This window comes from Marinobacter sp. (assembly GCF_041984545.1).
GTDB lineage: Bacteria > Pseudomonadota > Gammaproteobacteria > Pseudomonadales > Oleiphilaceae > Marinobacter.
Window position 1 is genome coordinate 1 of the sequence record NZ_JBHIXV010000056.1, and the last position, 11984, is coordinate 11984.

General features: G+C 59.7%; 13 protein-coding genes and 1 pseudogene. All 14 read right to left on the reverse strand.

Annotated features, from left to right (window positions below; genetic code table 11):
- Positions 1–95: 95 nt before the first annotated feature.
- Entirely contained in the window at positions 96–671 is a 576-nt protein-coding gene (locus ACFC20_RS17055) for a chalcone isomerase family protein (RefSeq protein ID WP_375194041.1), read from the reverse strand.
- Positions 672–874: 203 nt separating this feature from the next.
- On the reverse strand, positions 875–1870 hold the full coding sequence (gene rpoS / locus ACFC20_RS17060) for an RNA polymerase sigma factor RpoS (protein WP_091992382.1): 996 nt from the start codon (positions 1868–1870) through the stop codon (positions 875–877).
- A gap of 200 nt (positions 1871–2070) precedes the next feature.
- Entirely contained in the window at positions 2071–2448 is a 378-nt protein-coding gene (locus ACFC20_RS17065) for a murein hydrolase activator EnvC family protein (RefSeq protein ID WP_375194052.1), read from the reverse strand.
- Between the two features lie 183 nt (positions 2449–2631).
- Positions 2632–2943, reverse strand: a pseudogene (locus ACFC20_RS17070) (LysM domain-containing protein); the annotation flags it as partial.
- Between the two features lie 213 nt (positions 2944–3156).
- Positions 3157–4140 (reverse strand): DUF368 domain-containing protein, encoded by a 984-nt coding sequence (locus tag ACFC20_RS17075; RefSeq protein ID WP_375194042.1) that lies wholly within the window; start codon positions 4138–4140, stop codon positions 3157–3159.
- A 2-nt stretch (positions 4141–4142) separates the two neighbouring features.
- The gene (locus tag ACFC20_RS17080; protein ID WP_375194043.1) at positions 4143–4799 is read right to left on the reverse strand and encodes a protein-L-isoaspartate(D-aspartate) O-methyltransferase; all 657 of its coding nucleotides are present in this window, start codon (positions 4797–4799) and stop codon (positions 4143–4145) included.
- Complete coding sequence (surE, locus tag ACFC20_RS17085) at positions 4796–5566, reverse strand: 5'/3'-nucleotidase SurE (protein ID WP_375194044.1); 771 nt, start codon at positions 5564–5566, stop codon at positions 4796–4798. The genes ACFC20_RS17080 and surE overlap by 4 nt, the downstream gene beginning before the upstream one ends.
- Positions 5567–5586: 20 nt before the next feature.
- On the reverse strand, positions 5587–6630 hold the full coding sequence (gene truD, locus ACFC20_RS17090; RefSeq protein ID WP_375194045.1) for a tRNA pseudouridine(13) synthase TruD: 1044 nt from the start codon (positions 6628–6630) through the stop codon (positions 5587–5589).
- Positions 6627–7106: a 2-C-methyl-D-erythritol 2,4-cyclodiphosphate synthase gene (gene ispF, locus ACFC20_RS17095; RefSeq protein ID WP_375194046.1), complete on the reverse strand. Its 480-nt coding sequence runs from the start codon at positions 7104–7106 to the stop codon at positions 6627–6629. The genes truD and ispF overlap by 4 nt, the downstream gene beginning before the upstream one ends.
- A gap of 27 nt (positions 7107–7133) precedes the next feature.
- A complete protein-coding gene (gene ispD, locus ACFC20_RS17100; RefSeq protein WP_375194047.1) occupies positions 7134–7835 on the reverse strand; it encodes a 2-C-methyl-D-erythritol 4-phosphate cytidylyltransferase in 702 nt (233 codons plus the stop codon).
- Positions 7836–7841: 6 nt separating this feature from the next.
- The gene (locus ACFC20_RS17105; protein ID WP_375194048.1) at positions 7842–8114 is read right to left on the reverse strand and encodes a septum formation initiator family protein; all 273 of its coding nucleotides are present in this window, start codon (positions 8112–8114) and stop codon (positions 7842–7844) included.
- Between the two features lie 205 nt (positions 8115–8319).
- Positions 8320–9615, reverse strand: coding sequence for a phosphopyruvate hydratase (gene eno, locus ACFC20_RS17110; protein ID WP_375194049.1), 1296 nt, complete (start codon positions 9613–9615; stop codon positions 8320–8322).
- 94 nt (positions 9616–9709) lie between these two features.
- A complete protein-coding gene (gene kdsA, locus ACFC20_RS17115) occupies positions 9710–10555 on the reverse strand; it encodes a 3-deoxy-8-phosphooctulonate synthase (RefSeq protein WP_375194050.1) in 846 nt (281 codons plus the stop codon).
- A 2-nt stretch (positions 10556–10557) separates the two neighbouring features.
- Positions 10558–11984, reverse strand: a 1427-nt coding sequence (locus tag ACFC20_RS17120) for a CTP synthase (RefSeq protein WP_375194051.1), incomplete at its 5' end; no start/stop codon positions are given.

Below are 11984 nucleotides of genomic sequence, written 5' to 3' on the forward strand. Positions count from 1 at the left end.
GGCATTTTGTGGGCCCGCTCAGAAGCTATGTAAATCGAGTTTTCACACAGCCTCCCAGGGCCGGCTTTTCTTTCATGCTCCTGAATGGTCGCGCCTCAGCGTTGACCGAGCATTTTCTCTTTCAGGTCCTTCTGGGCGGGTTTGTCCGACAGCCAGATGCCAAACAGCGCTTTCTTGAACGCCAGGCCGCCAATGGTGTCCTTGTGTTGCCCGTTCTTGAGCACTTTCACGCCCTCGCCCGGCAGATACACCAGATCAAAGACGTCACCTTCGGTGATTTCATCCTTGAACACCGCCATGAACTGATCCACCTGGTCCTGGATTGCAGCCATATCACCATCGGTGGAGGCCTCAAACCCTTCGAGCGTCGCTTCGGTCATACGCTCGCTGGTGATCATCCCGGAAATGATATGCAGGGTAATCGCCTGGGGTTCGTCGGCATTGATGACCGCTTCACCATCGTTGATGGTCTCGGGAACGTACAGACCGCCCACGTACAGATCCATGAACCACTTGGAGCGGGTGCCTGCGCCGTTGAGCTTGAGCTCGGTATCCATGGCGGAGTAAGTATCCGGAACGTCAACACCTTCTACCTCAAGTGCCGACGCCGGTGCAGACAGCACGGCTGCCATGACGACGGAGGCAAAACCGGTTGTAAGAGCCTTCTTCATAGTCCTTTCCTTTTCGATCGTTATTATTGACGCGTTTCATTCGTGCACCGGGTTTCGACACCCTTATCCCCGCCCGGTGCTCGCATTCTATCAATGAGGCCGGCCCGAGAAGCGCAACCTGGTTCTCATTTGCGGCGATCCTGAAACACAAAAGCCGGCGGGAGCTTCTCCGGCCGGCTTTTGATCGAAAGATAACGCTTAATTTACTTGAACAGCAGATTCCCCGACAGTCCCTCCTTCTCGAGAATCTCCCGCAGGCGGCGCAGGGCCTCAACCTGGATCTGCCGAACCCGCTCTCGGGTAAGGCCAATCTCCTGTCCGACTTCCTCCAAGGTGCTCACCGGGTAGCCCCGCAGCCCAAAGCGGCGGGACAGAACTTCCTGCTGTTTGTCGCTGAGCTGGTCGATCCACTTCTCGAGGCACGAACACATGTTGTTGTCCTGGAGAAGGTCCGCCGGATCTGAGGCGCCTTCGTCGGCCACCGTGTCCAGCAGCGACTTTTCGCCGCCACTGCCGATTGGCGTATCCATGGAGGCTACGCGCTCGTTCAGGCCCAGCATGCGCTTCACATCGGCCACGGGCTTGTCGACCATGCGGGCGATTTCCTCCGCTGAGGGCTCGTGGTCCAGTTTCTGTGTGAGTTCCCGGGCGGCCCGCAGGTAGAGGTTGAGCTCCTTTACCACATGAATCGGCAGGCGAATGGTGCGGGTCTGGTTCATGATCGCCCGTTCAATGGTCTGGCGAATCCACCAGGTGGCGTAGGTGGAGAACCGGAAGCCGCGCTCCGGATCAAACTTTTCAACCGCCCGGATCAAACCCAGGTTGCCCTCTTCGATCAGGTCCAGCAGCGTGAGGCCACGGTTCACGTAGCGTCGGGCAATCTTGACCACCAGGCGCAGGTTGCTCTCGATCATGCGTTTGCGCCCGGATTCCTCGCCCTTGCGCGCCAGCCGGGCAAAGTAGACCTCTTCTTCCGGTGTCAGAAGTGGGGAAAATCCGATTTCGTTGAGATAAAGCTGGGTGGCGTCCAGCTGCTTCTGGCTGGTGAAGTAACGCCCCTGGGTAGGAAAGTCCTCTTCGACCTCGGCAACCTCGTCGTTTGCCTCCTTGTCGACTTTTTCTTCGGCTAACAGTTGATCGTCTGCATCCTCAATGTCTGACACGCGATCAATAATGATGTCTTCTTGCTCTGCTGACATAGGTGTTGCCCCGCCTCAATAATCCTGGATGTTTGCCCGATACTTCTTGTTATTGCGGACATTCTGGTTTCGTGCTTTTCTTCAGGACATTTTGTTGGCTGACCTTTATCGGCCAGTACCGTTCTTGTTTTTGTGTCGAATGCGGTTTTTTGTCAGTGCCGTCGTGATCTGGCCGCCTACTGAGCTCACTGCCTTCCCTGCTAGCGTGGCGGCAGGTAGTGGACCGGATCAACCGGGTTGCCATTTTTGCGGATCTCAAAATGCAACATGGGTCGTTCAGCGCCACTGCTACCGAGCTCTGCGATCACCTGCCCGGCGGTTACATCCTCCCCTTCCTGCACCAGAATCTTCCGGTTGTGAGCGTAAGCACTCAGATAGTGCTCGTTATGATTCACGATAATGAGATTACCGTAACCTAGCAACCCGTTACCGGCATAGACGATATTTCCTGCCGCTGCTGCCTTTACAGCATCCCCGGGTTTTCCGGCAATATCAATACCTTTGTTGACTTTTCCGGATGTTGAATATCCAGCAATTACGGTGCCAACGTGCGGCCAGCGCCACTCGATACGGGCCACCGTCTGCGTCTGCGACGCCAGAGGTTTGTTGCTCGCCGGCGCCCGGGTCACCGCGGGCTTGGGTGCCGTCGAAGCCGTTTGCCGGGGCGGTGAAACCCTGCTGGCTGACCTTGGTGGCGAACTCCCCTCAGAAGCAGTCTGCCGGCTGGATGTGACGGTTCCGCGAAGGTCCAGGCGCAGCACCTGCCCGGCCTTCAGATTCCAGGGGGGCCCGATACCATTGGCGCTGCCCAGCTCGCGATAATCACGACCGTAGCGCCAGGCGATGCTGTATAGCGTCTCGCCCGGTTGCACGACGTGTCGGCCCCAGTAGACCGGCGGGTTGTAAATATCGTCCTGATACAGTGCCGGAGTGTTGCAACCGCCCAACATCAGCAGGAGCAGAAGAAGAGACAGCAGACGAGACGTTTTTCCGGGCCAAGCGCGCCCGAGGGCACCGAATGGGAACCGCGGGGAAGCCGGCAGGCCGGCCAGGGAGAGCCCACGCAAAAACATCACAGGAATAAAAACGACCCAGTTATGAACATTCGGTATAAATAGCCTGTCCGTTCAAAGCTATTTCTAGGTTTCTTATAAAGTTTAAGGACTAACTTGCTAATATATTGCACATTTTCTGATGCAAGCCAAGTTACCTTCCGGTCACTGCTGTTACCTCAAGAAACAACCGGCCGGCCCATCTGGTAACACTTCCGGTGGTCCGATCGGGCCTCAGGCCCTCTGAGCCGCTCCGGATCCGCGCCCGCCAACCCACTCCACCACAATCACAAGAAAGAAACCCGCCAGGGCCGCCATAACGGCCAGGGCCAGCTTCGGATCCTGCCCCATCTGCTCGGCAAAGGTCCATGGCAGGATGCTCACCTCGTTCACCGGGACTTCCTCGCCGGCGCTGTTTGTCCGCCAGCTCAGGGTCTCCTTCCAGGGCCAGACCTTGTTCAGGGCACCGATCATGAAGCCGGTCAGCAAAGCCAGCACCAGGTCGTGAAAATGATGGAACGCCCAGGTGATCAGGCGAGCGATGGAAAGCAGGCCCACCAGACAGCCCAACATGAAGAGCAATAGCACGCCCAGGTCCAGGGACTTGATGGCGGCCAATACCGGAGCGTACATTCCGATCACAAGTAGAATGAAGCTGCCGGATATGCCCGGAAGGATCATTGCGCAAATAGCCAACGCCCCTGCCCCAAAGAACACCAGGGACGACGGCGATGCCTCACCGGCCGACAAGGTGGTTACCCACCAGGCGAACCCGATGCCAATGACCAGGGGCAGAGCCAGGCCAATCCGGTAATGGCGCACCTGTCGCCCTACGTGCCACACGGAGGCGACAATCAGACCGAAGAAAAAGCTCCAGATCAGGATCGGAAACTGCGCTAACAGATAGCTGATGGCCGAGGCGAGTGTTGCGATACTGGTCAGGATGCCGGCTAACAGGGACAACAGAAAGGTTCCGTCGCAGGCGCGCCAGAATACGCCCAGCTGACGTTTCCTGAGCAGATCATAAAGCGCCGGCGGCACCGAATTGATGGCTTCCAGAAGACGGAAATAGATGCCCGTGATGAACGCAATGGTGCCACCGGACACCCCGGGTACGATATCCGCTGCCCCCATGGCCAGTCCCCTCAGGAACACACCGCCGGGGGACTGGGATCGCTCGATCTCCTGATCGGCGCTACGGTTCTGCGGATTATCCATGGTTATCGGACAACCCCGCCAAGCAGAGGAACAAACCGGACAGGCTCTAGCTCCCGGTGCTCGAACCGGTCGCCCCGACGGATCACCTCCACCAGCACCTGGTCTTCCTCCCCCACCGGGGCAATCAGAACGCCGCCGTCTTCGAGTTGCGCCAAGAGTTCTCTCGGTATTTCCACCGGCGCTGCGGTTACGATGATACCGGCGAAAGGCCCCCGCTCGGGCCAGCCCATGCCGCCATCTGCATGTTTGAGAAAGACATTGCGCGCCTGGAGCTGGCGCAGCCGTTCCCGGGCCCGGTCCTGCAACGCCTTGATACGCTCAACGCTGTAGATCTCCGGGAACAGGCGTGACAGCACAGCCGTTTGGTAGCCGGACCCCGTACCCAGCTCGAGCACTCGGGCCGGCCCATGAGCAAGCATCAGCTCTGTCATGCGGGCGACAATGTAGGGCTGCGACAGCGTCTGTCCATAGCCGATGGGTAGTGATGTGTCCTCGTAGGCCCGGTGCGACAGGGCTTCGTCCAGAAAGATATGACGGGGCACTTCGCCCATAACCTCAAGAACCCTGTCCGACTGGATACCCGCATCCCGCAGGCGCTGTACCAGCCGCATCCGGGTGCGCCTGGAGGTCATTCCAATGCCTTCAAGCTGAGTTGTCATTCGCCCGCCCCCGGACCACCCTCCAGGGCGTCAACCCAATCCCGCAGGGAGCTCAGCGCCTCGTGGCGGGTCATATCAATGTGCACCGGCGTCACCGAGACATACCCCTCACGCACCGCATGAAAATCGGTACCCGGCCCGGCATCCCCGCCCTCTCCTGCGGCACCGATCCAGAAGCGCTCCTTTCCCCGTGGGCAGGTCATCGGGACCGCTCCCTCGGCCCGTTCCCTGTGGCCCAGGCGGGTTACCCGGATACCCGCCAGCTCGTTCCAGGGGACATCAGGCACATTCACGTTCAGAATGGATCGCGGACCCAGCACCAGGGGCCGGCCGTTTTCCAGCAGCATCCGCACCACACGAGCCGCGGTTTCATAATGAAAGTGGCCGTTGTTGACCAGGGATACGGCTATGGCTGGCAACCCCAGGTGCCGGCCTTCAGTGGCGGCAGCCACGGTTCCGGAGTAGATGATGTCGTCGCCTAGATTGGCGTGGGTATTAATGCCCGACACCACCCGGTCGAAGGGTTCGCGAAAGAGTCCGTTCACGGCCAGGTGAACACAATCCGTGGGCGTACCGTCAACGGAACGGAACCCATTGGGATGCTCTTCCACGGTCAGGGGGCGGTTCAGGGTCAGCGCGTTGCTGGCGCCGCTATGATCGCGGTCAGGGGCAACCACTTCCAGGTCACCCACTCCCTTGAGTCCTTCGTGAAGGGCAATTAGCCCCGGTGAATGAACGCCGTCATCGTTGGACAACAGAATACGCACAGTGTTCTCCGCTAGCCTTGTTATTCGTTATGTCGGCCGAGGCTCATGTCCTCAAGCTCGAAAAGATCACCCAGCATGGTGGTCGCGTACTGGCCCGGCGTAAGGAAGAACGCCAGCTCCAGGCAATCGTCTGCCAGCCATCGCCAGGTCAGTTTCTGCGGCTTCAACGCCAGTGGCCGCCGTTCGGGTTTCATGCGGGTTGACGAAAACACGGCTGCCATCTCTGGCGCGCGGGCAACCACCTCCCTCTCCAGCGAACCAGTCTCGCCGGTGGCCGTGGTACCACCATCTCCCCACAGTGGACCGGTCGCGCCTTCGTGGCGCCAGCTGCCGTCCATTACTCGGGCCGCAAGCACTTCATTGAACAACCAGGAACGTGCCGCCGAAAAGTACAATACGTTTTTCGAGTCTTCGCTGCCACCACGCTTGCCTCGCCCGCGACGTTTTCGGCCGGAACCTGGCTGGCGATTCATCGCGGACGGGTCCATGGAAACCGCCCGATCCAGGTTGGCGCCCCCCTGCCCGAAGCGTTGGGGACCGAAATAATTGGGAGCGCCGAACTCGGCAAGGCGGGCCAGAGCCTGCTCAATCTCGATCCGGGAGCCCTGTACGCCGCGCAGAGTGATCGCAAAGTGATTGCCGCTGTGCTCGCCCCGGCGCAGTTTTCTGGACTGCCGGCAAGCCGAAAGCACCGGCCAGCGCTGACCGATAGCGTGAATCAGCTCGGCGTCCTGCAACTCCCCGCCCGGACGATACAGGCTGAACCACTGGCAGGTAACGGCGTGTCGGTCCTTGAGGCCACAAAAGCCCACATCAAAGTGTCGGCTACCGGCCATCCTGGCCAGTTCCCGGGCGACATACTCTGTATTGTCGCCGGTTTTCTGAAGTTTCACACAGAGATGCTCTCCAGCACCGGCTACTGAATCACCGCCGATGGGATTCGCATCCGGAACGGGCAGCTGCAGTTCCTCGTCAACGCGAAAATCCTCAGGGGAGCATTTGAGCAGAGCCCGTGCCACACGAGCACCACCGGACGTCGGCCAGTCGAGACGCCATTGGCTCACGACTCCACCAGTTCCAGCAGGCAAATGGCCTGACAGGCAATCCCCTCACCGCGGCCGGTAAACCCGAGTTTTTCCGTTGTAGTGGCCTTGACGCTGACCCGGCTGGCGGAAATACCGAGATCTTCGGCAATATTGAGACGGATGGCATCAATGTGCGGCGCCATCTTTGGCGCCTGGGCAATGATCGTGGAGTCGACGTTGACCACGCTCAGCCCTTCTTCACGGATGCGGACCATCACCCGGCGCAGCAAATCACGGCTGTCGGCCCCGGCCCACTCGTCACTGGTATCCGGAAACAGGTGGCCGATGTCGCCTATTGCAGCCGCGCCCAGCAGGGCATCCGCCAGCGCATGCAGGAGTACGTCACCGTCCGAGTGTGCTTTAAGACCATGAGAATGGGGGATCTTGACGCCCCCCAGGGTGACAGTATCACCTTCACAGAAGGCGTGGACGTCAAAGCCCTGACCAATACGCATAGGATACTCCGGGGAGATTCGGACAACTCAGAACTGACCAAGGATAAACTTGGCCAGTGCCAGATCTGCAGGTACGGTTATTTTAATGTTGTCGGGCCGCCCTTCAACCAGAACCGGCATGTTACCGGAAAACTCGATCGCAGAGGATTCATCGGTGACCTCCACGCCAGCATCCAACGCGGCTTCGAGCGCGTCGACAAGCAGGCGATACCGGAACATCTGCGGGGTAAGTGCTCGCCACAATCCCCGGCGGTCCAGGGTGGACTCTACTTCCGGTAACTCCCCGGCCGTGGCTCGCTTCAGGGTATCGGCCACCGGTGACGCCAGCAGCCCTCCAACCGGATGTTCGTAAACGCTGTCGATCAGGTTTGCCAGGTCGGCGGTGTGCACACAGGGACGGGCGGCGTCATGGACCAGCACCCAGTCCCGATCATCCGCCTGTTCCGCCAGGGCCCGAAGCGCAGCCAGTACCGAGCAGGCACGTTCGGATCCCCCCGTGCAAGTCTGAATACGGCTGTCATGCCGGGCATCGGTATCGGGCCACCAACGGTCAGCGGGGTGTAGCGGCACCATGCAGCCAGCGAAGGGTGCTGCATCCATCACCCGAGACAGGGTGATGTCGAGGATAAAACGTTCGTCAATACGGAGATACTGTTTGGGCTGCTCCGCTCCCATGCGCTGTCCGATACCGGCAGCGGGGACGATGAGCCAGAGGCGGGGTGCGGTCATAGGCAATCAGTTTTCGACCACAAGGAAGAAGGTTTCGTCCTCCCTGATCAGCCCAAGGTTCATCCGGGCGCGCTCTTCAACGGCCCCCTGCTCGTTGCGCAGGTTGCGAACCTCGGCGTAGAGGCGCTCGTTCCGGGTGGCCAGTTCGGCATTCTCGGCCTTCTGCTCGGCAATGGCCTGTTCAAGTGCCCAGACTTGCGCAAAGCTGCCTTCCCCAACCCACAGGCGCACCTGCAGCAGGAGAATGACAACCACCATGATGGTCCAGAGCAACTTCATTACCGATTCCGTTCAAAAATTAGCCAATCAAAATACCAACGCCGGACGTTGAGTATAGACCTTAGAGTAGATTAGCAACAAATTCTTCTAACTGCCTGTACAAAAAGGCCATCGTGCCGAAACTTTCGCTCGGAACACGATGGCCTTAACAGTTTTACCTGGTGACCGGCCCAGAACCCTGCCCGAACCGGTCAATCGTAACGGATCAGCCCTGGCCCTTGATCTCACTCAGGCCGCGATACGGCGCCTTGCCATCCAGCGCTTCCTCGATGCGCAGCAACTGGTTGTACTTGGCAACGCGATCCGAACGGCACAGGGAACCGGTCTTGATCTGGCCCGCACAGGTGGCCACTGCCAGATCAGCGATGGTGGTATCCTCGGTTTCACCGGAACGGTGTGAAATCACCGCGGTGAAGCCTGCATCCTGGGCCATCTTGATGGCGTCCAGAGTCTCGCTCAGGCTGCCGATCTGGTTGAACTTGATCAGGATGGAGTTGCCCACGCCCTTCTCGATACCCTGCTTCAAGATCCTGGTGTTGGTGACGAACAGGTCGTCGCCCACCAGCTGCACCTTGCTGCCGAGCTTATCGGTCAGCACCTTCCAGCCGTCCCAGTCGCTCTCGTCCATGCCATCTTCGATAGATACGATCGGATAGCGCTCGCACAGGCCCGCCAGGTAGTCGGCAAAGCCCTCGGAATCAAAGCTCTTGCCCTCGCCAGACAGCTGGTACTGGCCGTCCTTGTAGAACTCGGAAGAAGCGCAGTCCAGGGCCAGGGTGACGTCGGTGCCCAGCTTGTAACCGGCTTTTTCCACCGCTTCCTGGATCACGGCCAGTGCGGCCTCGTTGGACGGCAGGTTCGGGGCAAAACCGCCCTCGTCACCCACCGCGGTGTTCAGGCCCTGGGCCTTCAGCACTTTCTTCAGGCTGTGGAAAATCTCCGCGCCGACCCGCAGGGCTTCCGAGAAGCTCTTTGCGGATACCGGCTGAACCATGAACTCCTGGATATCGACGTTGTTGTCGGCGTGCTCACCGCCGTTCAGGATGTTCATCATCGGAACCGGCATGGAGAACTTGCCGGAGGTACCATTGATGTCCGCGATGTGCTCGTACAGCGACTTGCCCAGGGAAATGGCCGCGGCCTTGGCGGCGGCAAGGGAGACGGCCAGGATGGCGTTGGCGCCCAGGTTAGCCTTGTTCTCAGTGCCGTCCAGATCCAGCATGATCTGGTCCAGGGCACGCTGGTCGGCGGCATCTTTGCCGACCAGAGCATCACGGATTTTGGTGTTTACTGCTTCAACCGCCTTCAGAACACCCTTGCCAAGGTAACGGGAAGCATCACCATCACGCAGCTCAAGGGCTTCGCGGGAGCCGGTGGAAGCGCCGGAGGGCGCACACGCGGAACCGATGGTGCCGTCTTCAAGAATAACGTCGGCTTCGACAGTCGGGTTACCGCGGGAATCAAGAACCTCACGGCCTTTGATGTTGGCAATCTTGGTCATTCTTCTCTGTCTCCAAGTTTGTGTTCAAATTCGGGAGTCAGAGCGAGCAGGAAGGCTCACTCCCATAGTCCGCGTAAAACGCCAACACCGCCAATCAGGCGGTGTCGATAGATTTAAAACTTTTTACCAGGTCATCCACAGCTTTCACCCGCTGCAGGAAGGGCTCAAGCTGGCTGAGTCGCAGCGCACAGGGACCGTCGCATTTGGCTTTGTCTGGGTCCGGGTGCGCCTCCAGGAACAGACCGGCCAGGCCCTGGGACATGCCGGCCAGCGCCAGATCGGTCACCTGCGCTCGGCGGCCACCGGCGGAATCCGCCCGTCCGCCCGGCATTTGCAGGGAGTGGGTCACGTCGAACATCACCGGCACGTTCATGGCCTTCATGATGCCAAACCCGAGCATATCCACCACCAGGTTGTTGTACCCGAAGCTGCTGCCCCGCTCGCAGAGGATCACCTTGTCGTTACCGGCTTCCTCGCACTTGGTGATGATGTGCTTCATTTCCTGAGGCGCGAGAAACTGCGCCTTCTTGATGTTGATCACTGCACCGGTTTTCGCCATGGCCACTACCAAATCGGTCTGGCGGCTCAAAAATGCCGGAAGCTGGATGATGTCGCAGACTTCCGCCGCCGGCGCTGCCTGAGCGGGCTCGTGGACGTCGGAAATGATTGGCACTCCAAACTTGCTCTTGATGTCAGAGAGGATCTGCAGGCCCTTTTCAAGACCTGGTCCCCGGAAGGAATGCACCGAGGACCGGTTGGCCTTGTCAAACGAGGCCTTGAAGACATAGGGAATGCCCAGCTTGCCGGTGGCTTCCACGTAGGCCTGGGCCACTTCCATGGCCAGCTCGGGCGATTCCAGCACATTCATGCCGCCGAACAGCACAAACGGCTTGTGGTTGGCGACCTCGATACCGGCGACGTTTACCGTGCTCTGGGCCATGCTCAGGATCCTTTCTTGTGGGCCAGCGCCGCCTCAACAAAGCCTTTGAACAGCGGATGACCGTCCCGCGGCGTGGAAGTGAATTCCGGGTGGAACTGGCAGGCCACAAACCAGGGATGGTTCGGCGCCTCGACCACTTCCACCAGGCGAGCGTCGGTGGAGCGACCAGAAACCTGGAGGCCTGCTTCTTCCAGACGCGGCAGGAAGTGGTTGTTCACCTCATAGCGGTGGCGGTGACGCTCGCGGATGGTTTTCCGGCCGTAGCAGTTGGCGATGGTGGAGCCTTCGGTCAGCACACAATCCTGGGCGCCGAGGCGCATGGTTCCGCCCAGATCCGATTCTTCGGTGCGCTCTTCCCGCTCACCGGTGGCATCCAGCCATTCGGTAATCAGACCTACCACGGGCTCCGGGGTGTGGGCGCGGAACTCGGTGCTGTGGGCATCCTTCAGGCCGGCGACATTCCGGGCGTATTCGATCACCGCCACCTGCATGCCGAGGCAGATACCGAGGTACGGAACCTTGTTCTCACGGGCATACTGAACGGTGCGAATCTTGCCTTCTACACCGCGCTCACCAAAGCCACCCGGCACCAGGATGGCGTCAGCACTTTCCAGTGCCCCGGTGCCATCGCGCTCGATGTCCTCGGAATCGATGTAGTTGATGTTAACCTTGGTACGGGTCTTGATTCCGGCGTGCAGCAGGGATTCAATCAGGGACTTGTAAGCGTCCAGAAGTTCCATGTACTTGCCAACCATGGCAATGGTCACTTCCTGCTCCGGGTTCATAAGCGACTCGACCACGTCATCCCACTCGCTGAGGTCCGCCGGGCGCGCGTCCAGACTGAACCGCTCGATAACCAGCTGGTCCAGGCCATGCTCGTGCAGCATCCGGGGAATGGCGTAGATGGATTTGGCATCCTGCAGCGGAATAACCGCCCTTTCCTCAACGTTGGTGAACAGGGCGATCTTGCGTCGGGAGCTGGCATCCACCTCGTGCTCGGAGCGGCACAGGAGAATATCCGGCTGCAGGCCGATGGAGCGCATCTCCTTCACCGAATGCTGGGTCGGCTTGGTCTTGATCTCACCGGCCGTGGCAATGTACGGAACCAGCGTCAAGTGCATGAACAGGGCGCGCTGGGGGCCAACTTCCACCTTCAACTGGCGGCAGGCTTCCAGGAACGGCAGCGACTCAATGTCGCCCACGGTGCCGCCGATCTCGATCAGGGCAACGTCGGCTCCGGCCGCACCTTCAACCACACGCCGCTTGATTTCGTCGGTGATGTGGGGAATGACCTGAACGGTGCCACCCAGATAGTCGCCCCGGCGCTCCTTGCGGATGACTTCTTCGTAGACGCGACCGGTGGTGAAGTTGTTGCGCTTGCTCATCGGTGTTCGAATGAAGCGCTCGTAATGGCCCAGGTCGAGATCCG